The organism is Pseudomonas sp. ADPe (assembly GCF_014843515.1).
GTDB lineage: Bacteria > Pseudomonadota > Gammaproteobacteria > Pseudomonadales > Pseudomonadaceae > Pseudomonas > Pseudomonas citronellolis.
In genome coordinates this window covers 2,254,548-2,280,987 of sequence record NZ_CP062122.1, presented here as the reverse complement: position 1 = coordinate 2,280,987, position 26,440 = coordinate 2,254,548, and the positions used below count along the sequence as shown (strand labels likewise).

19 protein-coding genes and 1 tRNA gene are annotated in these 26,440 nt (G+C 63.6%); 11 read left to right on the top strand and 9 right to left on the bottom strand.

Annotated features, from left to right (window positions below; all coding sequences use genetic code 11):
• The first annotated feature begins 104 nt into the window (after positions 1-104).
• The gene (locus IG194_RS10450) at positions 105-1,901 is read left to right on the top strand and encodes an acyl-CoA dehydrogenase C-terminal domain-containing protein (protein ID WP_043319190.1); all 1,797 of its coding nucleotides are present in this window, start codon (positions 105-107) and stop codon (positions 1,899-1,901) included.
• 218 nt (positions 1,902-2,119) lie between these two features.
• Positions 2,120-3,898 (top strand): acyl-CoA dehydrogenase C-terminal domain-containing protein, encoded by a 1,779-nt coding sequence (locus tag IG194_RS10445; protein ID WP_058487642.1) that lies wholly within the window; start codon positions 2,120-2,122, stop codon positions 3,896-3,898.
• Between the two features lie 737 nt (positions 3,899-4,635).
• On the opposite strand, the gene IG194_RS10440 is transcribed toward IG194_RS10445, so the two are convergent.
• Complete coding sequence (locus IG194_RS10440) at positions 4,636-5,526, bottom strand: LysR family transcriptional regulator (protein ID WP_043319194.1); 891 nt, start codon at positions 5,524-5,526, stop codon at positions 4,636-4,638.
• Positions 5,527-5,626: 100 nt separating this feature from the next.
• Between IG194_RS10440 and IG194_RS10435 the strand changes: the two genes are divergently transcribed.
• The gene (locus tag IG194_RS10435) at positions 5,627-6,328 is read left to right on the top strand and encodes an MOSC domain-containing protein (protein ID WP_009615506.1); all 702 of its coding nucleotides are present in this window, start codon (positions 5,627-5,629) and stop codon (positions 6,326-6,328) included.
• A 327-nt stretch (positions 6,329-6,655) separates the two neighbouring features.
• On the opposite strand, the gene IG194_RS10430 is transcribed toward IG194_RS10435, so the two are convergent.
• Complete coding sequence (locus IG194_RS10430; RefSeq protein WP_009615508.1) at positions 6,656-7,357, bottom strand: transcriptional regulator FNR; 702 nt, start codon at positions 7,355-7,357, stop codon at positions 6,656-6,658.
• Between the two features lie 226 nt (positions 7,358-7,583).
• Here IG194_RS10430 and IG194_RS10425 point away from each other — a divergent pair, with 226 nt between their 5' ends.
• The 3 genes from IG194_RS10425 to IG194_RS10415 are packed head-to-tail and all read left to right on the top strand — an operon-like array spanning position 7,584 to position 10,827.
• On the top strand, positions 7,584-8,873 hold the full coding sequence (locus IG194_RS10425; RefSeq protein WP_058487641.1) for an NAD(P)/FAD-dependent oxidoreductase: 1,290 nt from the start codon (positions 7,584-7,586) through the stop codon (positions 8,871-8,873).
• Positions 8,874-8,892: 19 nt separating this feature from the next.
• A complete protein-coding gene (locus tag IG194_RS10420; protein ID WP_043319201.1) occupies positions 8,893-9,441 on the top strand; it encodes a helix-turn-helix domain-containing protein in 549 nt (182 codons plus the stop codon).
• Positions 9,442-9,477: 36 nt separating this feature from the next.
• On the top strand, positions 9,478-10,827 hold the full coding sequence (locus tag IG194_RS10415) for a glutamine synthetase family protein (RefSeq protein WP_058487640.1): 1,350 nt from the start codon (positions 9,478-9,480) through the stop codon (positions 10,825-10,827).
• Positions 10,828-11,026: 199 nt separating this feature from the next.
• On the opposite strand, the gene putA is transcribed toward IG194_RS10415, so the two are convergent.
• Positions 11,027-14,962: a trifunctional transcriptional regulator/proline dehydrogenase/L-glutamate gamma-semialdehyde dehydrogenase gene (gene putA / locus IG194_RS10410; RefSeq protein ID WP_058487639.1), complete on the bottom strand. Its 3,936-nt coding sequence runs from the start codon at positions 14,960-14,962 to the stop codon at positions 11,027-11,029.
• 355 nt (positions 14,963-15,317) lie between these two features.
• On the opposite strand from putA, the gene IG194_RS10405 reads away from it, so the two are divergent.
• The gene (locus IG194_RS10405) at positions 15,318-15,476 is read left to right on the top strand and encodes a YqaE/Pmp3 family membrane protein (RefSeq protein ID WP_009615518.1); all 159 of its coding nucleotides are present in this window, start codon (positions 15,318-15,320) and stop codon (positions 15,474-15,476) included.
• Positions 15,477-15,775: 299 nt separating this feature from the next.
• Here IG194_RS10405 and IG194_RS10400 read toward each other — a convergent pair whose 3' ends face one another.
• The gene (locus IG194_RS10400; protein WP_009615520.1) at positions 15,776-16,264 is read right to left on the bottom strand and encodes a Bro-N domain-containing protein; all 489 of its coding nucleotides are present in this window, start codon (positions 16,262-16,264) and stop codon (positions 15,776-15,778) included.
• Positions 16,265-16,722: 458 nt separating this feature from the next.
• Here IG194_RS10400 and IG194_RS10395 point away from each other — a divergent pair, with 458 nt between their 5' ends.
• From IG194_RS10395 to IG194_RS10380, 4 genes are all read left to right on the top strand, one after another.
• Positions 16,723-16,905: a type II toxin-antitoxin system HicA family toxin gene (locus IG194_RS10395; RefSeq protein WP_058487638.1), complete on the top strand. Its 183-nt coding sequence runs from the start codon at positions 16,723-16,725 to the stop codon at positions 16,903-16,905.
• Positions 16,906-16,937: 32 nt separating this feature from the next.
• Positions 16,938-17,342 (top strand): type II toxin-antitoxin system HicB family antitoxin, encoded by a 405-nt coding sequence (locus IG194_RS10390; protein WP_009615524.1) that lies wholly within the window; start codon positions 16,938-16,940, stop codon positions 17,340-17,342.
• A gap of 149 nt (positions 17,343-17,491) precedes the next feature.
• A complete protein-coding gene (locus IG194_RS10385; protein ID WP_058487637.1) occupies positions 17,492-17,746 on the top strand; it encodes a type II toxin-antitoxin system prevent-host-death family antitoxin in 255 nt (84 codons plus the stop codon).
• The gene (locus IG194_RS10380) at positions 17,746-18,168 is read left to right on the top strand and encodes a type II toxin-antitoxin system VapC family toxin (RefSeq protein ID WP_058489669.1); all 423 of its coding nucleotides are present in this window, start codon (positions 17,746-17,748) and stop codon (positions 18,166-18,168) included. The genes IG194_RS10385 and IG194_RS10380 overlap by 1 nt, the downstream gene beginning before the upstream one ends.
• Before the next feature lie 22 nt (positions 18,169-18,190).
• Here IG194_RS10380 and IG194_RS10375 read toward each other — a convergent pair whose 3' ends face one another.
• The 5 genes from IG194_RS10375 to IG194_RS10355 form a co-directional block, all read right to left on the bottom strand.
• Entirely contained in the window at positions 18,191-19,375 is a 1,185-nt protein-coding gene (locus tag IG194_RS10375) for a Fic family protein (protein ID WP_058487636.1), read from the bottom strand.
• A 546-nt stretch (positions 19,376-19,921) separates the two neighbouring features.
• The gene (gene rdrB / locus IG194_RS10370) at positions 19,922-22,612 is read right to left on the bottom strand and encodes an antiviral RADAR system adenosine deaminase RdrB (protein WP_058487635.1); all 2,691 of its coding nucleotides are present in this window, start codon (positions 22,610-22,612) and stop codon (positions 19,922-19,924) included.
• A gap of 1 nt (position 22,613) precedes the next feature.
• Positions 22,614-25,226, bottom strand: a complete 2,613-nt coding sequence (rdrA, locus tag IG194_RS10365) for an antiviral RADAR system adenosine triphosphatase RdrA (protein ID WP_058487634.1) — start codon at positions 25,224-25,226, stop codon at positions 22,614-22,616.
• A 176-nt stretch (positions 25,227-25,402) separates the two neighbouring features.
• Positions 25,403-26,173 carry a nuclease-related domain-containing protein gene (locus IG194_RS10360; protein WP_058487633.1) on the bottom strand — a complete coding sequence of 257 codons (771 nt, stop codon included), beginning with the start codon at positions 26,171-26,173 and terminating at the stop codon, positions 25,403-25,405.
• A 177-nt stretch (positions 26,174-26,350) separates the two neighbouring features.
• Positions 26,351-26,427 (bottom strand) — tRNA-Ile (locus tag IG194_RS10355).
• Positions 26,428-26,440: the final 13 nt, after the last annotated feature.

Sequence of the window (26,440 nt, the reverse complement as noted above, 5' to 3'; positions counted from 1 at the left end):
CCGCGCATTCATCGCGCGCAGAGTGATTGCCGGGGCTTTCCGGCGCACAGTAGGTTCGGGGTTGATCCGCGCCGCTTTGGCGCCGAACCGACTGGAGAACCGCCATGCCCGAGTACAAGGCACCCCTGCGCGACATGCGCTTCCTGATCGACGAAGTCTTCGACTTTGCCGGCCGCTACCAGGCCCTGGGGGCGACCGATGCCAGCCCGGACATGGTTTCCGCCATCCTCGAGGAGGGCGCCAAGTTCTGCGAGCAGGTGCTGGCCCCGCTGAACCGCTCCGGCGACGAGGAAGGCTGCCACTTCGACAACGGCGTGGTGACCACGCCCAAGGGCTTCAAGGAGGCCTTCGCGCAGTACGTCGAGGGCGGCTGGAACGGTGTGTCCTCCGACCCGGCCTACGGCGGCCAGGGCCTGCCGCATTCCCTCGGCCTGCTGGTCAGCGAGATGATCGGCGCGGCCAACTGCTCCTGGGCCATGTACCCCGGCCTGACCAAGGGCGCCATGGCCGCCATCCACGCCCACGGCAGCGCCGAGCAGAAGCAGGCCTACCTGCCGCGCATGACCGCCGGCACCTGGACCGGCACCATGTGCCTGACCGAACCGCACTGCGGCACCGACCTGGGCATCATCAAGACCCGCGCCGTGCCCAACGCCGACGGCAGCTACGCCATCAGCGGCACCAAAATCTTCATCTCCGCCGGCGAGCACGACCTGAGCGAGAACATCATCCACCTGGTGCTGGCCAAGCTGCCCGACGCGCCGGCCGGCACCAAGGGCATCTCGCTGTTCATCGTGCCCAAGTTCCTGCTCGACGCCAGCGGCGAGGCCGGCGCGCGCAACGCCGTGGCCTGCGGCTCCATCGAGCACAAGATGGGCATCAAGGCCTCGGCCACCTGCGTGATGAACTTCGACGGCGCCACCGGCTACCTGATCGGCGAGGCCAACAAGGGCCTGGCCTGCATGTTCACCATGATGAACCACGCGCGCCTGGGCACCGGCATGCAGGGCCTGTGTCTCGGCGAAGTGAGCTACCAGGGCGCCGTGAAGTACGCCCAGGAGCGCCTGCAGATGCGCGCCCTGACCGGGCCCAAGGCGCCGGACAAGCCGGCCGACCCGATCATCGTCCACCCCGACGTGCGGCGCATGTTGCTGACCATGAAGGCCTTCAACGAGGGCAACCGTGCCCTGGCCTACTTCACCGCGCAGTTGCTGGACATCGAGCACCTGTCCGACAACGCTGAGGAACGCGAGCAGGCGGCCAACCTGCTGGCCTTCGTCACCCCGATCTGCAAGGCCTTCATGACCGACACCGGGCTGGAGGTGACCAACCACGGCATGCAGGTGTTCGGCGGCCACGGCTTCATCCGCGAGTGGGGCATGGAGCAGTTGGTGCGCGACTGCCGCATCGCCCCGATCTACGAAGGCACCAACGGCATCCAGGCCCTGGACCTGCTGGGCCGCAAGGTGCTGGGCAGCCAGGGCAAGCTGCTGCTGGGCTTCACCAAGCTGGTCCACCAGCTGTGCCAGGCCAACGCCGAGCACCCGCAGCTCAAGGCCCAGGTGGCGCAGCTGGCGGCGCTGAACAAGCAGTGGGGCGAGTTGACCCAGAAGGTCGGCATGGCGGCCATGAAGAACCCCGACGAAGTGGGCGCGGCGGCGGTGGACTACCTGATGTTCTCCGGCTACGTCACCCTCGGCTACTTCTGGCTGCGCATGGCCCTGGTGGCCCGGCAGAAACTGGAGGAGGGCGCCGCCGAGGCGGACTTCTACCAGGCCAAGCTGGCCACCGCGGACTTCTACTTCGCCCGCCTGCTGCCGCGCGCCGCGGCGCACCTGGCGGCGGTGGAAGCCGGCGGCGAGACGTTGATGCGCCTGTCCGCCGAGCAGTTCGCGCTCTGATCGCGCTGCCAGCGGCCCCGGTTGCCCCAGGGCGGCCGGGGCCGCTGGCTGTCCGGTGGATAAATATTGTGACCAATAATTAATTATTCGGTCACAACATGACGCTATGTCTCTGAAGTGTTTGCGGAGTAAGCTCCGCCGGCGTACCCTTGCGTACCTTCTATCCTGAATACCGCTGGCTGCTTGTTCAGCCGTTGTTTCGCTCGAGGATTCCCAACATGGCTGACTACAAAGCACCCCTGCGCGACATGCAATTCGTCCTCAACGAAGTCTTCGAGGTCAGTAAGCTCTGGGCCGAACTGCCCGGCCTGGCCGAGATCGTCGACGTCGATACCGCCGGCGCCATTCTCGAGGAAGCCGGCAAGGTCACCGCGGGCGTGATCGCCCCGCTCAACCGCAGCGGCGACGAGGAAGGCTGCAGCTGGAGCGCCGAGGGTGTGAAGACCCCGGCCGGCTTCCCCGAGGCCTACCGCACCTACGCCGAAGGCGGCTGGGTGGGCGTGGGCGGTTCGCCGGAGTTCGGCGGCATGGGCATGCCCAAGGTGATAGGCGCGCAGGTCGAGGAAATGGTCAACTCGGCCAACCTGTCCTTCGGCCTGTACCCGATGCTTACCGCCGGCGCCTGCCTGTCGCTGCTCAACCACGCCAGCGAAGAGCTCAAGGCCAAGTACCTGCCGAACATGTACGCCGGCACCTGGGCCGGTTCCATGTGCCTGACCGAGCCCCACGCCGGCACCGACCTGGGCATCATCCGAACCAAGGCCGAGCCCCAGGCCGACGGCAGCTACAAGGTCAGCGGCACCAAGATCTTCATCACCGGCGGCGAGCACGACCTGACCGAGAACATCGTCCACCTGGTGCTGGCCAAGCTGCCCGACGCGCCGGCCGGCTCCAAGGGCATCTCGCTGTTCCTGGTGCCCAAGGTGCTGGTCAACGAGGACGGTTCCCTGGGCGAGCGCAACGCCGTGTCCTGCGGCTCCATCGAGCACAAGATGGGCATCAAGGCCTCGGCCACCTGCGTGATGAACTTCGACGGCGCCACCGGCTGGATCGTCGACGCGCCGAACAAAGGCCTGGCGGCCATGTTCACCATGATGAACTACGAGCGCCTGGGCGTTGGCATCCAGGGCCTGGCCACCGGCGAGCGTTCCTACCAGAGCGCCGTGGAATATGCCCGCGAGCGCATCCAGAGCCGCGCGCCGACCGGCCCGGTAGCCAAGGACAAGGCCGCCGACCCGATCATCGTGCACCCGGACGTGCGCCGCATGCTGCTGACCATGAAAGCGCTGAACGAGGGCGGCCGCGCCTTCTCCAGCTACGTCGCCATGCAGCTGGACACCGCCAAGTACAGCGAAGACACCGCCGTGCGCCAGCGCGCCGAGAGCCTGGTGGCGCTGCTGACCCCGGTGGCCAAGGCCTTCCTCACCGACATGGGCCTGGAAACCACCGTGCACGGCCAGCAGATCTTCGGCGGCCACGGCTTCATCCGCGAGTGGGGCCAGGAGCAACTGGTGCGCGACTGCCACATCACCCAGATCTACGAAGGCACCAACGGCATCCAGGCGCTGGACCTGGTGGGCCGCAAGATCGTCGGCAGCGGTGGCGCCTTCGCCAAGCTGTTCAGCGACGAAATCCGCGCCTTCACCGCCTCGGCCGGCGCCGAGCTGGCCGAGTTCACCGGCCCGCTGAACGCCGCCGTGCAGAACCTGGAAGAACTGACCACCTGGCTGCTGGACCGCGCCAAGGCCAACCCCAACGAGATCGGCGCGGCCTCGGTCGAATACCTGCACGTGTTCGGCTACACCGCCTACGCCTACATGTGGGCGCTGATGGCCCGCGCGGCGCTGGGCAAGGAAGGTCAGGACGACTTCTACGCCAGCAAGCTGGGCACCGCGCGCTTCTATTTCGCCCGCCTGCTGCCGCGCATCCACTCCTTGACCGCCTCGGTGAAAGCCGGCAGCGAGTCGCTGTACCTGCTCGACGCTGCGCAGTTCTGATCGGCGCAACCTGACAGGGCCCCGCTTCGGCGGGGCCTTGTCGTTTCAGGGGTGCAACGGTTTTGTAAGCCTAGGCTTACACGTCGTGGTGTCATTTGGCGTCTATCGGCTCGTCGGCGCGAGGGGTAATCTTCTTCTCAGTCAGGACATTGCGCAGGAAGCGCCGACGACAAAACGGAAAGAAAGGGATTCCACCACGGACGGTGGCCAGCACGGACGTCAGGATATCGGTCTGCAAAACCCCGCTCGCAAGGCGGGGTTTTCTTTTGCCTGCGATTTTTCCTGCCCGGCCAACTGTAGCGGGCCCTGCCCGCGATTCGCACGCAGGGCGCGCTCCTACAGGGGGACGGTGCGGGTGGGGCGGCGTAGGAGATCTCATCCGCGATCCGCGCCGGGACGCCCGGCTATCGCGGACAAGGTCCGCTCCTACGGGGGAGGAATACCGTGCCTCCCGGCAACCTGTAGGAGCGGGCCCTGCCCGCGATTCGCGCGCAGGGCGTGCTCCTACAAGGGGAATGGCGCGGGTGGGGCGGCGTAGGAGCGGATCTCATCCGCGATCCGCGCCGGGACGCCCGGCTATCGCGGACAAGGTCCGCTCCTACGCTCTCCGGCAAACACAACGCCCCGTAGGATGGTGTTGAGCGAAGCGATACCCATCGCCACGACCGCATGGGTTTCGCCAAGGCTCAACCCATCCTACGAAGAGCACTCTGGCGCGGCCTGCAAGACAGTCGCGCCTACGAAAAACTCTGCACCACGCCTTCCAGCAGGGAGCGCAGCAACTCCACGGTGCTGTGCTGGCGCTGCGCATCGCGGTACACCAGCCCCACGCTCAGCGGAATGCGCGGCTCGCTCAACGGCTTCCACAGCAGGTCGCGGTTGCTGTGCAGTTGCCGCGCACGGCCCGGCAGCACCGTGGCGAAGCGGCTGTGGGGCAGGCTGTCGAGGATGCCGCTCATGTGGTTCAGCTCGGCCTGCACCCGCGGCCGGCGGCCGATGGCGGCCAGTTGTTCCTGCCAGATCTGCCGGGCGCGGAATTCCTCGCCGAGCAGCAGCATCGGCAGCTCCGCGGCCTGGGCCAGGGACACCTTCTTGAACTCGCGCAGCGGGTGGTCGGCGGGGATCACCAGTTGCAACTCGTCCGGGTACAGCTCCACACCGTGCAGCGCCGGCTGGCGCGGCGGCAGGAAGCCGATGCCGATGTCCAACTGCCCGGCCAGCAGCCGGCGTTCGATCTCCACCCCGGACAGCTCGTAGATGCGCACCTGCAAATGCGGCTGCGCGGCGTGCAGGCGCTCCACCAGATAGGGCACCAGGCTGGCGTTGACCGTCTGCAGCACGCCGATGGCCAGGCTGCGCGCGGCCTGGCCGCGGAAGCCGCGCAGGGCCTCGTGGGCGCGCTCCAGGCCTTCGAGCAGGGGCACGGCATGGTTGTACAGCGTGTGTGCCGCCACTGTCGGCACCAGGCGCTTGCCGACGCGCTGGAACAGGGCCACGTCCAGGCTCCGCTCCAGTTGGCGGATCTGCTGCGACAGCGCCGGCTGCGACAGGGCCAGGCGCTCGGCGGCGCGGCCGACGTGGCCTTCCTCGTAGAGCGCGACGAAATAGCGGAGCTGGCGGAAATCCATAAGCTTGGCTTATCAACGAAACTGGAAAATCGAAATGGATAGGAGCCTATCCGAGGCTCTAGTCTAGTGCCTGTCCGCTGCTGCAGACGGGTAGACAAAGGTGGAAGGCATCGTCATCCAGGGTGTTTTCATAGGCAAAGTCGAAGAGTGCTGGGGCGGCCTGGTCAGCGCCATCGACAAGCTGGAAACCCGCGAAGAAGTCTGGCTGGGCAGCGAAGGCCTGCCCGGCGACGAACAGGCCGACCTGCGCCACCACGGCGGCCTCGACCGCGCGCTGCACCACTACCCGGCCGAGCACTACCGCCACTGGCGCAAGCAGCACCCGCAACAGCGCTGGCAGCAACCGGCCTTCGGCGAGAACCTCTCGACCTTCGGCGTCAGCGAGGCGGATGTGTGCATCGGCGACCTGTTCCGCTGGGGCGATGCGCTGATCGAGGTCAGCCAGCCGCGTTCGCCGTGCTACCGCCTGGGGCGCCGCTGGAACCTTCCGGAACTGCCGCTGGAGTTGCAGCAGCAGGGGCGCTGCGGCTGGTTCTACCGGGTGCGCCGCGCCGGCATGGTCAGCGCCGCCGCGCCGCTGGAGCTGGTGCAGCGGCACTACCCGCAGCTGAGCGTCGCCAGCCTGCTGCGCTGGTACTTCGGCGAACCGCTGGAGCGTTGCGGCCTGCGCCAGATGATGGCGTGCGACGCGCTCTCGCTGCGCTGGCGCAAGACCGCCGCGCAACGCCTGGCCAGTGGCGTGGTGGAAGACTGGACGGCCCGCCTGCAGGGCCCTGAATGCCTGGGCAGCGGCCCCGCCTGACGCGGCGGCTGCCCACAACCTGCCTCGCGCCCGCCCCCGGACGTCGTTTTGGTCCATCGGGGCGGCTTTTATTCCCGGCCGGGGCGTTCTGCCCCGGGACCGGCGGCGGCCTGCCGGCCGCATCGCGGATGAATCCGCTCCTACGCTGCACCAGCCATGGCGTAGCCCATGTAGGAGCGCGCCCTGCGCGCGAATCGCGGGCAGGGCCCGCTCCTACACCCTCAGGCGAACACGCACCGTAGGATGGGTTGAGCGGAGCGATACCCATCGCCAATGACCGCATGGGTTTCGCAGGCTCAACCCATCCTACGAGGGAAAGACAGGGCTTCAGAGTTCGATCTCGCCGCCCGCCAGCGCGCACAGCTCGGTGAAGTCGACGATCTCCGTCTCCCGCCCGTTGACCCGCAACAGGCCGTTCTTCTGCAGGCGGGTGAAGCTGCGCGACACGGTCTCCACCGCCAGCCCCAGGTAGTCGCCGATCTCGTGGCGCGACATGCTCAGGCGAAAGCGCAGGGCGGAGAAGCCGCGCTCGCGGAAGTGCGCGGAGATGTTCAGCAGGAAGGCGGCGATCCGCGAGTCGGCGTTGAGCCGCGAGAGCAGCAGCTTCATCTGCTGGTCCTCGCGGATCTTGCGGCTCATCATCAGCAGCAGCTGGTGCGACAGCCCGGGAATCTGCTGTGACAGCAGCTCCAACTGGTCGAAGGGAATCTCGCTGCACAGGGTGCTTTCCAGGGCGATGGCCGACACCGGATAGCGGCCCTCGTCCATGCCGGAGAAGCCGAAGATCTCGTTGGCGTAATAGAAGCCGGTGATCTTCTCCAGGCCCTGCTCGTTGGTGGTCACCGTCTTCAGCGAGCCGGACCGCACCAGGTAGACGTTGTGGAAGGCGTCGCCCTGGCGGAACAGGTGGTCGCCCTTGTGCAGCAGGTGGCCGGGCTTGATGAGGGCTTCCAGCTCCTGGAGCTTGTCGTCGCTGAGGGTGGGCGGTGCCAGTCGGCAATTCTTGCAATAAGGCTGCGGCTTCAGCATCCGATTCATCCGGTTATCCCCTGTACGCCCGACCGAACCGCGTCCGGCGGCCTTTTTATCTCCTAAGAACATAGCAATAGATGGGCGTCTGTCATCCCGCGCGCACGGTCCGGCTTCCCCCGGCTGGGCTGCCGCGGGTCGCTGTGGATTTGTGCCGGGCTGGCTTCATGAAATTAGTTGTGCTAGTTTTCATGAAAAACAAGCATGACAATTTCACGAGGTCGCCATGTTCCTGCAATCCAGCCAGCCCGTCGGCACCTACTACGCCGCCGCCAACCCGGAATTGCTGCAGCCCCGCGCGCAGCTGACGGATGCGCTGGAGGTCGAGGTACTGGTGATCGGCGCCGGCTTCAGCGGCCTGCACACCGCGTTGCAACTGGCCGAAGGTGGCCGCCAGGTCTGCGTCATCGAGGCCAGCCGCATCGCCTGGGCGGCCTCCGGGCGCAACGGCGGCCAGGCGCTGCCGGGCTGGTCCAGCGACCTCGGGCCGATCGAGGCCGACCTCGGCCATGAAGGCGCCCTGCGCCTGTGGCAGGGCATGCTCTGGGCCGCGCGGGAAATGCGCGACCTGCCGCAGCGCCACGGCTTCGACTGCGACTACCGCGTCGGCCACCTGTGGACCGCCGTACTGCCGCGCCGCGTCGGCATGCTCGAAGAGTGGCAGGGCGAGGCTGCGCGCCGCTGGGGCTACGAAGGCCTGCAGATGGTTTCCCGCGCCGAGCTGCCGCAGTGGATCGCCAGCGAACGCTACCTGGCCGGCCTGTACGACCCGAATTCCGCGCACCTCAACCCGCTGAAACTGGCCTACGGCCTCGCCGGCGCGCTGGAGAAGGCCGGCGGGCGCATCTTCGAGCAGACCCGCGCGCTGCGCTACAGCGAGCAGGGCAACGGCTACCTGGTCGAGACCGAGCATGCCAGCATCCGCTGCGCCGCCCTGGTGCTGGCCTGCAACGCCTACATCGACGGCCTGGACAAGGAAGTCTCCGCGCGCATCCTGCCGGTGGGCACCTACCAGGTCGCCACCGCGCCGCTGGGCGCCGAGCTTGCGCACTCGCTGCTGCCGAAGAACTGCTGCGTGACCGACAACCAGTTCGTCCTCGACTACTTCCGCCTCACCCCCGACCACCGCCTGCTGTTCGGCGGCGGCTGCACCTACCTGGGCGGCATGCCCTCGGACATCCGCGCCGCCACCCGGCCCTACGTCGAACGGGTGTTCCCGCAACTGCGCGGGGTGGAGCTGGAGTACGCCTGGGGCGGGCACATCGACTGCAGCATGCGGCGTACCCCGGACATCGGCCGCCGCGGCGACCTCTACTGGCTCCAGGGCTATTCCGGGCATGGCGTGCTGCCCAGCCTGGCCGCTGCCCACGCGGTCAGCCAGGCGATGCTGGGGCGCAGCGAGGAGCTCGACCTGTACCAGCGCCTGAGCAATCCCGGCTTCCCCGGCGGCCAGCGCTTCGCCGCGCCACTGGAAGCCGTCGGCAAAGCCTGGTATCGCTTGCGGGACTTCTTCTGAACCGAGCCGGACAGCGCCTATGCAAGAACACCAGAACGAACACCTCGCGACCCTCATCCGCGACCTGCGCAAGCACAAGAACCTGACCCTCGGCGCCCTGGCCGAGCGCATCGGCCGCTCGGTGGGCTTCCTCTCCCAGGTCGAGCGCGGCCTGTCGCGCCCCACCGTGGCGGACCTCACCGCCATCAGCGAAGCCCTCGGCGTGCCGACCACCTACTTCTACGCCGAGGGGCCGGCGCGCGAGCTGGCCTGGGTGACGCGCCCAGCCGACCGCCGCACGCTGTACTACGCCGGCGGCATCACCGACATCCTCGCCTCGCCGAACATGTCCGGCGGCTTCTCGATGCTCGACAGCATCCTCGCCCCCGGCGCCACCAGCGGCGAGGACCACCTCAACGACAGCTCCGAACAGGGCGGCTTCGTGCTGGAGGGCGAACTGACCCTCTGGTACCAGGACGAGACCGTCACCCTTTACCCCAACGACAGCTTCCAGCTGCCGCCGCACGCGAAATTCCGCTACGGCAACCTGACAGACAAACCAACGAGGGTGCTCTGGATCTTCACCTGAAGGCATCCGGCTGCGCCCGACACAGGCACCAAGAAGATGAACCGCCAAACCTTCCCCGACCTGCTCAGCGAAGTACGCGCCTTCCGCGCCCAGAACCCGGACGTGCGCTACGTCGACCTGATCTGCCTGGACATCCCCGGGCACTTCTACGGCAAGCGCTACCCGGTGGACATGCTGGAGAAAGTCGCCGCCGGCTCGCCCCTGAAACTGCCGCAGAACTGCGTGCTGCTGGGCGTGCAGGGTGGCCTGCACCCGATCGGCGACTACTGCTTCAACGACGGCGACCCGGACGCGCCGCGCCGGCTGATCCCCGGCACGCTCAAGCCGGTGCGCTGGGAGAGCCAGCCGCTGGGGCAGATGATCATCAGCTCCGACGGCACTGAGGCGCCCATCGAGTTCGAACCGCGGGAAGTGCTGGCGCGCGTGCTCAAGCGCCTGGAAGGCAAGGGCATCCGCCCGGTGGTGGCCTTCGAACTGGAGTTCTACCTGTTCGACAGGAAGCTCAAGGACGGCCTGCCGCAGTACCCGCGCGACCCGCTGTGCGACGACGAGGACGACCAGCCGAACATGCACATCGAGCGCCTGTCGCGCTTCTCCGACGTGCTGCATGAAATCGTCGAAGCCTCGCGCGAGCAGGGCGTGGACGCCAACGTCATCACCGCCGAGATCGGCCCGGGCCAGTTCGAGATCAACTTCGCCCACTGCGAGGACGGCCTGCACGCCGCCGACCAGGCCGCGCTGTTCACCCGCGCCACCCGTGGCGTGGCGCTCAAGCACGGGCACCGCGCCAGCTTCATGAGCAAGCCCTACCTGCACGCGCCGGGCAGCGGCATGCACGTCCACGTCAGCCTGTACGACCGCGACGGCCGCAACCTGCTCGACGGCGAGGGCCAGCGCCCGCTGCGCCACGCCGTGGCCGGCTGCCTGGAACTGCTGCCGCACTGCATGCCGATCTTCGCCGCCAACCACAACGCCTACCGCCGCTACGGCTCCCGGGTGAACGCGGCGAGCAAGGCCAGCTGGGGCTTCGAAGACCGCGACGCGTGCATCCGCATCCCCGAGTCCGACGGCCGGAACCTGCGCATCGAGCACCGCCTGGCCGGCGCCGACGCCAACCCGTATCTGGTCCTGGCGGCCATCCTCACCGGCATGGAATACGGCCTGGAAGCGGGCAAGGAGCCCATCGCCCCGCTGAACGAAGACCGCGACAGCGGCATCGACTTCCCCCGCGACATGCTCGGCGCGGTGGCGGCCATGGAGAACCACCCGGTGGTCAAGGAAGGCCTCGGCAGCGAGTTCGTCTTCGTCTACTGCGAGAACAAGCGCCACGACCATCTGGAATTCATGGACGAGGTCAGTGCGCGGGAATACCGCTGGTTCCTGTAGGAACCGGTATTCAAGGAAGCGGCGGGGAGGGTAGCCCCGCCGCGGCGTCCGCCGTTTGGGCGGACGCAAGGCATGGAATGCCTGGAGGGAAAGCCGCGCTGCCGGGCGGGTAGCCCCCTCGACGAGGGCGGTAGCGCGGTTCGCGCCGCAAGGGCGCGGGTGTCGCTGGCGGCGGCCGGGTAGGGCCGCCGCCGTCGCATCAGCCGATGGTCATCAGGCTGGCGTTGCCGCCGGCGGCCGCGGTGTTCACGCTCAGGGCGTGCTCCACCAGCAGGCGTTCCAGCGGTACGTCGGTTTCACCCTTGCCCAGGCCGTGCACGCCAACGATGGCGCCCTTGCGCTTGGCAGCCTGTTCGCACACCTCGCGCAGCTGGTCGGAATCGCCGTGGTGCAGGATGGCGTCGAAGGCGGCTTCGGCGGCGGTCCAGTCGTTGACCAGCTCGATACGCTTCTGCACTTCCTTCGGCAGGCTGTCGCGCAGCTCGCGCTGGCTTGCCGGCCATACCGCCAGGCTGCCCACCGCCAGGGTGGCGGCCAGTTGCACCAGCAGGTCGGCACGCTCCTCGGCAATGTTCAGCACGCGCTCGCGCGGCAGCAGGGTGTAGGTGTTGCGCTCGCCGGTCGGGCCGGTCAGCACGTGGCAGGCGTAGCTCTGCGCCAGGCTGGCGAACTCGTCCGCCACCTTCGCCAGTTCCGGCTCCTGCTTGGCTGCCCAGTCGCGCAGGGCTTGCAGGGACTTCTCGCGCTCGGCCGGGCGCGGTAGGGCCTGCACGTTGTCGCCGGCCAACTGCCTGGCCACCGCATCGCGCGGGCGGGTCGACAGCAGGCGGAACAGGTACAGCGGGCCGCCGGCCTTCGGGCCGGTGCCGGACAGACCTTCGCCGCCGAAGGGCTGCACGCCGACCACGGCGCCGACGATGTTGCGGTTCACGTACAGGTTGCCGACGTGGGCGTTGCCCACCACCTGGCTGATGGTCTCGTCGATGCGGGTGTGCACGCCGAGGGTCAGGCCGTAGCCGGAGGCGTTGATCTGCGCCAGCAACTGGTCCAGGTCGGAACGCTCGTAGCGCACCAGGTGCAGCACCGGGCCGAAGATTTCGCGCTTGAGCTCGTCGAAGCTGTCCAGCTCGATCAGCGTCGGCACCACGAAGGTGCCGCGCTTGAGCGCGTCGCCGTTGACCCGCGCGGCCTGGAAGACCTTGCGGCCCTTGTCGCGCATGGCCTGGATGTGGCGGTCGATGTTGCCCTTGGCCTCGGCGTCGATCACCGGGCCGATGTCCACGTTCAGGTGCTCCGGCGAGCCGATTGTGTATTCGGCCATGGCGCCCTTGAGCATCTGCACCACGCGGTCGGCCACGTCGGCCTGCACGCACAGTACGCGCAGGGCCGAGCAGCGCTGGCCGGCGCTGTCGAAGGCGGAGTTGATCACGTCCACCACCACCTGCTCGGCCAGCGCCGAGGAGTCGACGATCATCGCGTTCATCCCGCCGGTCTCGGCGATCAGCGGAATGGCGCGGCCCTGGGCGTCCAGGCGGCCGGCGATGTTGCGCTGGAGGATGCCGGCGACCTCGGTGGAGCCGGTGAACATCACGCCGCGCACGCGCTCGTCGCCGACCAGGCGGGCGCCAACGGTTTCGCCGCGGCCCGGCAGCAGCTGCAGCACGCCGGCCGGCACGCCGGCTTCCAGCAAGATGCGCACGGCCTGGGCGGCGATCAGCGGGGTCTGCTCGGCCGGCTTGGCCAGCACGGTGTTGCCGGCGGCCAGTGCGGCGGCCACCTGGCCGCTGAAGATCGCCAGCGGGAAGTTCCACGGGCTGATGCACACCACCGGGCCCAGCGGGCGGTGGCTGTCGTTGGAGAAGCTGCGGGCCTGGGCCGCGTAGTAGCGCAGGAAGTCCACCGCCTCGCGCACCTCGGCGATGGCGTTGGCGAAGGTCTTGCCGGATTCGCGCACCAGCAGGCCCATCAGCTGCTGCATCTCGCTTTCCATCTGGTCGGCGGCGCGCTCCAGCACGGCGGCGCGCTCTTCCGGCAGGGTGGACTGCCAGATCGGCCCGCTGGCCTGGGCGCTGAGCAGGGCGTTGTTCACGTCCGCCTCGCTGGCCTCGTGTACCTGGCCGACGATGTCGCGGTGGTCGGCCGGGTTCTTCACCGGCTCGGCCGCGGCGGGCGCCGGGGCTTCGCCGCCGAGCACCGGCTGGGCGACGTAGGCCTGGTTGGTGCTGGTCAGCAGCGCCGAGGAGAGCGAGCCCAGGCGGTGTTCGTTGGCCAGGTCCAGGCCGGCGGAGTTGGCCCGGCCTTCGCCGTAGAGGTCACGCGGCAGCGGGATGCGCGGGTGCGGCAGGCCGAGGGTGCCTTCCTGGGCGGCCATCTGCTCGACCTGCTGCACCGGGTCGGTCACCAGGTCCTGCAGCGAGATGCTGTGGTCGGCGATGCGGTTGACGAAGCTGGTGTTGGCGCCGTTTTCCAGCAGGCGGCGCACCAGGTAGGCCAGCAGCGTCTCGTGGCTGCCCACCGGGGCGTAGATGCGGCACGGGCGGTTGAACTTGCCGTCGGCGACCTTGCCCACCACCTGCTCGTACAGCGGCTCGCCCATGCCGTGCAGGCACTGGAACTCGTACTGGCCCGGGTAGTAGTTCTGCCCGGCGATCTGGTAGATGGCCGACAGCGAATGGGCGTTGTGGGTGGCGAACTGCGGGTAGATGGCCTCCGGCACCGCCAGCAGCTTACGCGCGCAGGCGATGTAGGAAACGTCGGTGTAGGGCTTGCGGGTGTAGACCGGGTAGCCCTCCAGGCCGTTGACCTGGGCCAGCTTGATCTCGCTGTCCCAGTAGGCGCCCTTCACCAGGCGGATCATCAGGCGGTGACGGCTGCGCTTGGCCAGGTCGATCACGTAGTCGATCACGTACGGGCAGCGCTTCTGGTAGGCCTGGATGACGAAGCCGATGCCGTTCCAGCCGCTCAGCGACGGCTCGAAGCACAGGCGCTCCAGCAGGTCGAGGGAGATTTCCAGGCGGTCGGCTTCCTCGGCGTCGATGTTGATGCCGATGTCGTACTGCTTGGCCATCTGCGTCAGGCCCAGCAGGGTCGGGTACAGCTCGTCCATCACCCGGTCGTACTGCGCGCGGCTGTAGCGCGGGTGCAGCGCCGAGAGCTTGATGGAGATGCCCGGGCCTTCGTAGATGCCGCGGCCGTGGGAGGCCTTGCCGATGGCGTGGATGGCCTGCTCGTAGGAGGCCAGGTAGCGCTTGGCGTCCTCGTCGGTGAGTGCGGCTTCGCCGAGCATGTCGTAGGAATAGCGGAAGCCGCGGCTTTCCATGTTCGCGGCGTTGGCCAGGGCCTCGCCGATGGTCTCGCCGGTGACGAACTGCTCGCCCATCAGGCGCATGGCCATGTCCACGCCCTTGCGGATCAGCGGCTCGCCGCTCTTGCCGATGATGCGGTTGAGCGAGGAGGTCATGCCCGCCTCGGTGTGGGTGGACACCAGCTTGCCGGTGATCAGCAGGCCCCAGGACGCGGCGTTGACGAACATCGACGGGCTCTGGCCCAGGTGCTGGCTCCAGTTGCCGTTGCTGATCTTGTCGCGGATCAGCGCGTCGCGGGTGGCCTTGTCCGGAATGCGCAGCAGCGCCTCGGCCAGGCACATCAGCGCCACGCCCTCCTGGGACGACAGCGAGAACTCCTGCAGCAGGCCCTGCACCAGGCCCTGGCGGCCGCCGGCGCTCTTCTGGTTGCGCAGCTTCTCGGCGATGCCCAGGGCCATCTTGTTGGCGGCCTCGGCTTTGTCCTGCGGCAGGCGGGCCTGCTCCAGCAGCATCGGCAGGGCCTCGGTTTCCGGGCGGCGGTAGGCGGAAGTGATGGCGGCGCGCAGCACCGACTGCGGCAGGATGCTCTCGGCGAAGTCCAGGAACACCTGCAGGCCCTGCTCGTTCAGCGCCTCCAGCGACTCCTCGCCGGCCGCGGCGGCCAGGCCGGACTGCGCGGCGGGGGAGAGACCACCCTCGATCTGCTCCAGATAGTTGAAGATCGCCTGCTTGATGATCCAGTGCGGCGTGCGCTCGATGGCTTGGGCGGCTTGCTTCAGACGTTCACGGGTGGCGTCGTCCAGCTTCACGCCAAGGGTGGTGGTGGCCATGGTTGTACCTGTTATTGAAAGTGGGCACGGCGGAAATGTGGCGAGAATTTAAACGCCGGACGACAAAGGTGCAACCAGGTGCAACCAGCCATTGGTCGAAGCCGACGGACTGTGTAGAAAGGTGACCATGCTGGCGGATGCAGCGGATGCCCGGCGATCGCTGCAAGAAGCGGACCTTGCCTGGCATTTTAGGAGAGCGGGCATCTGCGCGCTGGGGCGGGAGCGGGGTTGCACCTTTTCGGTACGCAGAGGCCTGACTCTGCCCGCAACCATGGCCCGCAAAAGGATTGAACGCCAGCGAAGCGGCCGTGGTCGATGCTGGTGTCAGTAGCCATAGTTACAAGGAGCACCCGCCATGGACCTGATCCGCATCCTCATCGCCATCATCCTCCCGCCCCTGGGTGTGTTCCTCCAGGTCGGCTTCGGCGGGGCGTTCTGGCTGAACATCCTGCTGACGTTGCTGGGGTACATCCCGGGCATCGTGCATGCGGTTTACATCATTGCGAAGCGGTGAGGCGGGGTCCGGTCAAGTCTGTCGGCGCTAGAGCGAGGCCCGGCAGCCCTCTCCCTAACCCTCTCCCTGAAGGGAGAGGGGACCGTTGGGCAGGCGCTGGTGCTCTGGAGCCAGCCGGCAACACCGAAAGTTACCGACTGAAGCCGGTCCCCCTCTCGGCACGAACAAGCCCCCTCTCCCTTCAGGGAGAGGGCTGGGGAGAGGGAGCCCAAGTCAAAGACCACACCAGAGCCAACCCTGGCGCCCCGTAGGATGGCGTTGAGCGCAGCGATACCCATCACCATGCATACCGCCCAACCCTACGACTCCCGCCGAACCTCCCGCTCCATCAACCCCACCGCATCCCCAAACCGCACCCACAACTTCCCCTGCCAATCCAGCACGCTCAACTGCTGCCCCTGCACCCGCTTCACCCTTCGCCGCGGCAAATCCGGATCACTCTGCCGCGCATCCCGCAACGCCGGCACCACCTCATTGCTCAACCACTGCCGCAAGCCCCGGTTCTCCGGGTGATAGAAATGCACCATCAGCAACGCATACACGCCGCTCTCGCTGACCAGCCACTCACGCGTCACCTCGCCGCCAGCCACCTGCAGACACTCGAACCGCTGCTGGTCGGCATCCAGTTTGTGGATAACCCGCGTGGACACATGGCTGTTGGTCAGCCGCGCCAGGTCGCGCCCGACGAACCACGCCTGGTTCTCGATCAGCACCGCCCGCAGGGGCCGGCGATGGCGCAGGAAAACCGAAGGGACGAGAACGGAATCGGAAGTAGAAGAAAGGCTCATGCTGTCGCTCCTTGCTGCATCGAAGAAGCCGCCACCCAGGCAATCCGGAGAAGGGAGGCGGACCGTGCAAGGGTGGAAAACCGGATAACGAGTAAGCCGGCCGGGCAAACGCCCGCCTCGCACGGTCCGCCAAAAGCGTACAGGGCACTACCGGCACGTCGTGCCTACTTCGCCCTGAAAGAGTGGACCGCTCGTTAATCAGGTTTCCACACTTGGCCACGTCTGATCCGTGGCAGGTGGAACGCTACGCAGCCGTCTTGTAAGACGGCAACGCCAATGCCTCGCAGGAAACTTCCCTGTTTTCAGCTCCCGCCAACCCCCTCGCACCGTCCAAAGCCTCGGCGCTCTTCAATTGCGGCGGAGCGCCTGACGGCAAGGTCGAAAGTTGGGTGTGTAGTGTGTGTAGATAATCACGGTCTTGGTGTGTAGCATACACACCAAGGCTGGGCGGAGGGACGATGCGCAGTCGAGAAATCATGGAGTTGATCCGGGCGGATGGCTGGTTCCTGGTGGAGGTGAAAGGCAGTCATCACCAGTTCCGGCATTTCACCAAGCAGGGGCGGGTGACGGTTCCCCACCCCAGGAGCAACCTGCCGATCGGGACCGTGAACAGTATTCTGCGCCAGGCCGGCCTGCGATGAGTCGGCCGTCAGCCCAGGAGGAGGGCATCAACATGAAATTCCCCGTGGTTCTGCACAAGGACGCCGACTCGGATTACGGCGTGACCATCCCTGACGTGCCTGGCTGCTTCTCCGCCGGCGGCACCGTCAGCCAGGCGCTGGAAAACGTCCAGGAAGCCCTGGCCCTACACTTCGAAGGCCTGGTGGCCGACGGCGAGACGCTCCCGCAAGCCCAGGAAGTGGACACCCACATGGGCAACCCCGACTACGCCGGCGGCGTCTGGGCGGTGGTCGACTTCGACGTCACCCCCTACCTGGGCAAGGCCGTGCGCTTCAACGCCAGCCTCCCGGAAAACCTCCTGCAACGCATCGACGAACGCGTGAAGCGCGACCATCGCTACGCCTCTCGCTCCGGCTTCCTGGCTACCGCCGCGCTGCGTGAGTTGTCTTCGAACTGAACCAGACGCTGCGCGATCAGGCGGCTTTTCGCGGGGGCGCGAAGAGTGCATGGCAAGCCCTTCTGGGAGGGTGAGCCGAATAAGCAGATTATTCGGCTCATTTCATGAATCGATTGTGCGAGCTATCCAGAGATGCGGGAGGTGCCGCCATGACCATCACGACCCTATCCAGTCGAGAGCTTGACCAGGATGTTACCCGCGCAAAGAAGGCGGCCAAGCAGGGTCCGGTGTTCATCACGGATTGTGGCAAGCCCACTCATGTGTTGTTGAGCATCGAGGAATACCAGCGCCTTACGAAGCAGCGTCGCAACATCGCCGACTCTCTGGCTATGCCGGACGTTGCGGACATCGAGTTTGAAGCACCACGTGTGACCATCGGCGCCCAGCCGGCTGACTTCTCATGATGTTCGTTCTCGACACCGACGTGGTGTCCGAACTGCGAAAGGTTCGGGCCGGAAAAGCTGACCCGAACGTTGCGGCATGGAGTGAAAGCGTCGATGCCGCCGAGCTGCTCGTGTCTGCCATAACCATCATGGAGCTGGAGCTCGGTGTTCTGTCGATTGAGCGAAAAGACGCCACCCAAGGGGCCTTGCTGCGCTCGTGGCTGGAGCAACATGTGTTGCCGGAGTTCTCTGGACGAACATTGCCAATCGATACAGCGGTCGCGCAACGCTGCGCCCGGTTGCACGTACCCGACAAGCGGGGCGAGCGTGACGCGCTCATTGCCGCGACGGCCCTTGTCCATGGCATGACGGTAGTCACTCGCAATGTGGCTGATTTCGAAGCTACAGGAGTGTTCATCCTCAATCCGTGGGAAGCGATGTAATAAGGCTTATTTTCTGCACGATTCAGCGCTCTTCGCGGTCGTCCTGTCGCTTGGCTGCTGGCAAGGACGAGGCAGGCCAATTGATCTGGTAGCGAGTGCTGCGCCCGCCGCCTGGCAGGCGGACCAGGCAACCCTTGTCGAGCAGGTCGCCCAGATGGCGGGTTGCGGTTGCCTTGGAAACCTTCGCTACAGCCTGGTACTGGGCGGCGTTGATGCCTTGCTCGAACCCGCCGCGTTCGCCCAGCAGGTCGCCATCGAGCAGGCGGTTGAGCACCTTCAGCTGTTCGGCTGAAAGCACCTGCTCGCGGTGCGCCTGCCAGAAACGCGCCTTGCCCAGAACCCGGTCGATACGTGCCAGCGCCTGCTCCAGGCTTTTCAGCAGGGTGGCCAGGAACCACTCCAGCCAGGCGGTAATATCGAGCGAAGCCTTCTGGCTGCTTTCCAGTATCCGGTAGTAGCCGCGCCGATCCTCGAGAATGCTGGAGGACATGGCATAGAAGCGGATGGCCTGCTGCTCGCCCTGAGCCAGGGCCAGGTCGGTGATGGCGCGAGTCAGCCGCCCATTACCATCATCGAAGGGATGTAGGGTCACGAACCAGAAGTGCGCGATGCCGGCTCGCAGCAGTGGGTCCAAAGCAACATCGGCACGGCTGCTGGCGAACCAGTCGAGAAAGGCCAGAAGCTGCACTTCCAGTCCCGCACGCGGCGGTGCCTCGAAATGCACCGTGGGCCGGTCGAGCCGGCCAGAGACCACCTGTATTGGCTCATTCCCCCGCAGATCGCCGACGTGGATTCGAGCATGTGGAGAGGTGTCGCTCAGTGGAAAAAGTAGGCGGTGCCAATGCAGCAGGCGCTCCAGCGTCAGTGGCTGAGCATGGCCGCGCGTGGCATCCAGCATCAGCTCGGCCAAGCCCTCGGAGCGCGGCGTACTGCGCCCGCCACTCTCCAGGCCCAGCCGCCGCGCCAGGGAGGAGCGCACCGACTCGACATTCAACTGCTCGCCCTCGATGGCGGAACTGGTGACGATGTTCTGCAACAAGGCATCCAGCGCATTTTCCGCATCACTGCCGGCATCGATCGTCCCGGCCATGCCCAGCAGGCGCCCCTGGGCCTGGGCACAACTGCGCAGCAGCGGGGCAAGACGCTCGGCCTGCCAGCGGAAATCCGGCCAGTCAGGCTGCTGCCAGATCCAGAGGGGCTCGTTCATGGCATGTTTTCCAAGGGAGGTGAGCCGAATAAACAGATTATTCGGCTCATTGAGTGAGCCGATTGTGCGAGCTATTCGGCTCAGCGTCCAGCTACCCGTGGAGTGGATGTGGACGCCTTGTGGACACTTTGGCGGGTTCTGAAGGGAACGGAAGGGCCTGAAAGCCTCTCCTAGAAATGCCAAAGCCGCGCAATGCGCGGCTTTGAAGGTGGTCGGCCCACACGGACTCGAACCGTGGACCAAAGGATTATGAGTTGCCTGGAAACGCTGCAAGCCCAGTAAAATCGGGTGTAGCCTAACGTAGGTACAGTTAGCTGAAAGTAGCGCCGTAGAGCGGATTAAGCGTAATTGAGCGAAATCTGTAAAAGCTGGGCACTGTACCGCTAGCGTACTTTTTTGTACCGCGAAACGGTCAGTTTTTGGCTTTAACGTCGTGTGATGATCCGCAGACTTCGCTCACTAGGCGCTTTATGATCCGATGCGAGACTGCCTCAATAAGACCCATGCGGGTAAGATATAGCGCTAAACGTGCTCGTACCGGCCTGGCTAGCGGTCCCTGAATACCTGCTGGTGCGTGCGGTGGAACTGATCGTTGGCATACACCCGTAGCCGCTCCAGCCACTCCTCGGCACACGTGCGCGAAATGCCCAACGCACGGGTGGCCTCTAGCAACAGGGCGTACTCAGTGCGCAAGGTGGTCGGAATCACGCCAGGATCGTCGGTGTTCACAGTTACCCGTATCGGTCCTCGACGCAGCCCGAACCGATTGTGTCGTGCGCCTTGCTCCAGCACGCTTTCATCGGGCGGGTTCCAGCGGAAAATCGGGTGGTCCTCGTAGCGGCGTATCCGCGCGATGTATACGTTGGAGCTGGGGTTGGTCTCGAATATCACACCGAGCTGGTCGTACTCGTCGATCAACCAATCCTGAAGGGCCTCCATCAGTTCTAGGTCGTCTTCGGTTTCGTAGTCCTGCAGCAGTTGCAGATGGGCGTCATGGCGGGGTAGCAGGTAATCAGTCGTCGCATGGAGGCGCACACTGACCCGCACGGTCAGTGGCTTGCCGCTGCCATGCTTGATGTGTGTCGAGCGGCGCCAGTAGAGAAGCTCGGGGGTGGGGTCGGCATGGCTACCATTGAGTTTGTCGAAATCAATGGTCGACAGCAGCGTCAGGTCTGGAACTGCAGAAAGCACTTTGGCGTCCTTCATGCGGTTGCTGCGGTAGCCTTCCAGCATGTGGAAGCAGTTGCGCCTTAGGCGCCAGGCATCGTGCAAGGTTTGCGGGCTGATAAAGCGGGCCGTTGGGGTGGTGGCAGGAGTTTTCTTGTGCAGATCGGGATAGAACGCATTTAGGTAGCTTGTGCCAACCCACGGAACCTGAGCTGCGAACTGTGTAATGCGACGCTCTAGGCGTGGCAAGACCTTGTTGGCCAGTGGCAGGCGCGGCGCCAGTAATGTCGCGTTGTGCCAGAGCCATACCAGGTTGTCCAGGTGCTCATCGACCGGCAACAACATGTCGCCCTGGTTCTCGCACCAGATCCGCGGGGATACACCCAGTGCCAAGGCGTGACCGATCCGATCACCTTGGCGCATTTCGCAGAATCGAACGGTTTCATCGATATGGCGCATGCCCGACAGCGGGTGGGCATAGTCTTCACCGGTATGGATGCTCAAATGAAAGCCATTGTGTGCGCCAACTTTGCGCACGTTGGGCTGCAAGCCTGAACGAAGCCAACGTAGCATGGGGGCGTAGATCTCATTGCGGGTCTTGTTTTCGTCACCGGCGACATCGAGGCCACGAACCCAGGCGTCCGGTTCGAAGTGAAAATGCGCGCTTAGATACCCATCCAGAAACGTGGGATCAGACCAGCCGGTCTGTTGGGTGAGTTTCTGAAAAAGATTTTCACCCTCGAGCCAGAGTTGACTGCGATTTTTCAGGTGTTCGGTGCGGCGCAGGAAATGCACGCAGAAATGCCAGCGCTCCATCTGTACCTTGAAGCGAGCGGCTTCGTTCGCATTGACCTGCTTCAGAAACGGCACACTGTCCTGGCCGTGATGGCGATTGATCGCCAGGGCCCAGCCACGAACGCTGTCGGGGTTGAATACCTGCTCGCTGATCTTGATTTCGGCGACGTCGGCGGCACCTTGAAACAGTTTTCGCACGCTGCCTTGTACAAACACACTTCGTTGTTTCGGGGTGTGTGATTTCGAGCCCGACGCCGAGGCAAACTTCCCGTATATGCCGGAGAACCGCGACAGGCCCTGGCCGTCCATGATCAGTTGGCGCCGCTTACTCATCAATGCAGATATTAGAAAGAAGATGCTCATCCGCAGCATGGCGGGTGCGGTGTCAGACTGGTACTGAGTCCAGAACCATACCAGCAGCCAGAGCCATGCCTTGTCTAGGTCACCGAGGGTGACCGCCAGGGCAATCTGGCGCTTGAGCCAGCTCGGCTTGCGGATATCGTCTTCGGAAGCCTGTAGATGGGCCAGACTGGACCAGTCGAGGATTGTCACTGGATTCGTCATATGCTGGTCGCCCAGGGCTCGACGGCAGAGGTTCAGGATGTGTACCTGCTGGGGTTTGCCGACGGCTTCGCGGGACGGCCATTCACTCAGTAAGGCGTGCGTCAGCCGATGCAGCGGGGCAAAGTCCTCCATACCTGGTTCGCCGGCTAGCTGGTTCATCAGGATGATGCCGTCGAAATGAATGCCACCCAGGTGGACATGACCTTCGGCAAATGGCTTATTGCTGATCGGAGGGGGGCTGAACAACGGTTGCTGGGCCTGCACAATACGGTAGATATCGACCGCGTGAAGCCCGGCAGATTTTTTGAACTGCTTTGCTAAGTGCCAGGCTACTACCACACTGGGGTCCAGTTTCGAGCACAGACTGGCGTAGTCCCGCAGCCGCTCCGGACGATAGTGGATGTAGTCGCCATTGCACAGGAACAGTTCGTCGAACAGGGCATCCAGCGGCTTGATGTCAGGTGTTCGCAACAGCGTTGCTGGCCATGCATGCGCCGCCGCGCTGGTGAGGTCGTTCAGGCGAAAGCGGCCATGGTGGCGCTGGTCGATTTCGTGCGCCAGGCGTTGCAGGTAATCCTTGTGGCGCTTGTCGAATTCACCGAGCCGCTCGGCGGCTTGCGGCGACAGCAAGTCTGCACGCAGCTGGTCGACCAGACTCTGGCTTGACAGCAGGCTCGCAATAGTCAGCTCAAGCAGAGATTGCTCGAGCATATCAATTATCCTCAGTCACATGTTCTACTAGGTAGGAAAAGTGTTTGCTCTTGAGGAATGTCTCATTCTTGAGGTTGTTTTTCAGCCCTTCCTCTAATATTTCAGATAGATCTTTTTTAGTGACGACTAGGTTTTCGATTTCATCATCAATTCGCCCTTTGATATTGAAGTGCCTCTTGATTATTGCGGTCACTTGGCGTCCTTGACTGGCGTAGAAAGGCGTCTTGGAAGTGTCCAGCTTGTTGCTGGGCATCTCACTGACGTGTTGGTGGGCTCTTTCAATAATGTCTTTCAGCGGGTGCGATGCCAGGGCGTGAGTGTAGGAATGGGTTTCTCGTCCGAAGGAGCGATTGCCAGAACGATGCATGAATGGAGAAATATTTTGCCGGTAGAGGTCGCTGTTCTCGAAGCTTTCACCTTCGCCGACGTTTACGTTAGCGATAATGTAGGGCATACCAAAAATTTCGCCTTTTTCTAGCATTGCGAACGCATTCCAGAGGCTGCGATAGGCGCGCCTGGAAACATCGGTAAGGTACGAGTGATCTTCCTTGGCCGGGTTTTGGTTGACTTTCAACGGCTGATTGAAGTGCCAAGCTTGACTGAAATAGCGATTCATCACGTTGAATACTAGCCAACCAGACAGCAACTGCTGGTCAATCTGCTCGCTGCGCCGCCATTCATTGATTCGTCGAGTCAGGTCGGCAATGGCAGAATCATAATATGTTTCAATATCTGTTTCCGTGGGTGCTGTTTCTAGTTCACTAGTCCCCGTTCCAGCGATAGCTGGCAGGGAATAGAACGGAGGTCGAGCCACGATATGGGTGATGTCTCGCGGGTCCAGATCCCTGACCAGACTAGCGATGACTATCTCAAACAATCTGCCGCAATAAATCAGACTGGCTTTCTTATTCTCGCTGTAGAAGCTTCGATGAAGCATGAGATCAATGAGCAGTTGAGTCTCTTCAGTGAAGGTGAGTGAGTTTCTGGTCTTGGTAGCGAAGCCAACTTCTGGCAATGTATAAGGAAAATCCTCATTAAACGGTAGCTCCTTCACCCAATTGTAGGGTGTCCGTTCAATTAGCTCGGTGCCATCAAACTGTTGTTTGCTCGCAGGGAAGGACTCAGCAGTTTGTTTGGACAGAAGCTGGGGCTTGAACAACATGATGTCGAACAAGTCGGCCAGTTTCAAGCTGGGGTTTTTCATCAGTCGCGCAAAGTGCAGGTCGGCATCCAAGACCAAGTACTCAGCCGTTCTGCTGTACTCATGGCGTAGATGACGGAATAAAACTCGCTTGCAGTCAAGAATCATTGCATGCCAATAGGCCAGGTCCGGTGCCTCTACGTCTTGTCGTAGGCTCAGGAAATCAGCATAGGCTCGATTGCGTGCGGTCTCTCGTTGACTTTTTCCAGAGAGGTTCTGTGCCCTCTGGTAGTCATCGGAAAATTGCTCGATGCGTAAGGCGGCGCCGACGGGCATAAATATCAGACGCTGTAGGATATGTTCACTCCATGCGCTGGCCTTGAGGCTGACGAGAAACTCGTGCAGCTTGGGAATCTCGTTCTTGAAAGAAAATATGAGTTGGGCCAGCTCGCGAACAGTGTCGACTGAAACCCAAAGCCTATGCTTCTCGGCACAATTAGTTCGATCATTCAGCAGTGCGTCAATCCAACGCCAGAATGTATGCAGTGAAAAGTAATCTGTACTGCCGCTGCACAGCACGATGTCGTTGCGTTTGAGGTAGCTGCTGGTAGATGGCATTTTTCGGCGTAGTTGTAGCGGCATTACCTTGCGTTGGTACTCTGTTGCCAATTCCTTGGCCTTGCTAACCGCACTTTCGGAGTTGGCGCTACTATCTTTAGTGATCTTCGAGTGAAAATCCCGCCAAGTGACTTCGTGGTAAAGCGACAGGTCGCCACTGATAATAGGTTGTGCAAAGGGAGAGGTAAGGTAGCGCCTAACTACTTCCAAATTTTCGAAAGCGCGGTTCATTGAGGTGTCGACATCATCAATTGGCAATACCAGCAGTTTTTTACCGACCAGATCCAACGCTTTCTTGAATAGGATATGAACCTGCTGCATCAGGTCATGGCTGCCCATGAACGCCCGCAGTTTATCTAGTCCGTACTTATCCCGCTGTGACTGCAGGTTTTCCAGTGTGTTGCCCAATACCTGGAGCTGATGATGGAACGCTTCTGCTTTGTGGTCAGCACAACTGAGCGCGCGAGCAATGGCTTTGTCGCGAATTACGGCCGCGACAATAACGTTCAAGAACAGATCAGTATCTTCGAGTAGGGTTGGGTCGACCGGTTTTAGGATGTGGACTTGATTTTCCAGTTCCGGGTGCTCACGCTCGAGATATAACTTCAGATTGACCAGTACTGAGCTCTTGCCAGCGCCGCGCTTGCCATCAATCAGGATTGCACTGTGAGAACGATACAGGTCGACATCGTCATCGCTGTCCGGTTGGTTGTTCAGACTGTCGGCCAGCAGAGTGGCTAGATCCTGATATATCTCGCGCGCCAGCAGCGTGCTCGCATCCTTTTGAGCGGCCTGTTCTTTCTGTTCGATGGGGAGACGTATGATTGATCCAGCTGCGCTTCGTGTGTTGAACACAGGTACATTCCTAGTAAGGTGCCGAATGCCTCGATCAGGTGATCAGGCACGTGTCGTTCGCAGGGAACGAGCGGCGGATGGATTTAGTCATGCTGCTGGTGGCCTAAGCTCCCTGCAACAGGTCGATAGGGGCCGACAATAGGTGGCAGATCCTGATTTCCAGGACGCTCTGCATTTTAAATATTCTGCATGGTTCGGCATTTTGAAGACCCCGGACATCCCCAAAACTGATGCCCTGCTTTTGGCCCTGATTTTACTGTGCGCATCAGCAGAGCGCTGCCGTATTTCGGGCATTGCCGCTCGGCAGTTGGATCGCTACGGCGCTTGAGGTTTTGCACATGCTCGCGGTGGGTGGCGAGGGTGGGAGCACGGCGGCCGGTTTGCAGAGCTTGCAGCATGGCGTCGACTTCAGCTTCGCTGAATACCGGCTGCTGGAATGACCGGATGTAGCGGATAAAGCCGATGCCCTGGGTGACGTTGGCCGGCACTTCGGTTTTGAAGGTACTGCCGCCGACGAAGGTGATGACCGAGTGCAGGTGCTCGGGGTTGACGCCAAGGGTGGCTTCCAGGGCCTTGAGGTGTTTGTAGTTCTGCCGCAGCGGGTTCTGGAATTTGAAGGTGCGTTTGTAGATCTTCTGCGTCCACTGCGCCTGCTTCTCGTTGCCGAAGATCCATCCGCTCATGTTCTTCGTTTCCAGCACGAAGATGCCGTAGGGCGAGAGGAACACGTGGTCGATCTGGGTGGTGCCGTCTGGCGTGCTCAGGGTGACATTGTGCAGGCGGCGGTAGGTCTGCTTGTCCAACTGCCAGTGGGCAAACAGCCGCACCAGAAGCTCGCCGATGTGGCCCTTGGCCCACGGCGACTTGAGCAGGCCGATCAGCAGTATCAGCGGGATGAACCAGGCGGCAGTGCCCCAGACCTGAGCGATGATGGGGGTGAAGTCCATTTCTTGACCTTCGGCGATCCTTTGATTGTGCGGATATTACCGAAAGTAAGCACGAAGGACTTCAAGGGCACGCTGGCGTAACGGTGCTGTACCGTTTTCGTACCTTGGGACCAAAGCGATGATCCAGATACCACGGCTGTAGAAAGCACAAAGCCGCGCAATGCGCGGCTTTGAAGGTGGTGGGCCCACACGGACTCGAACCGTGGACCAAAGGATTATGAGTCCTCTGCTCTAACCGACTGAGCTATAGGCCCCCAGAAGGCCGGC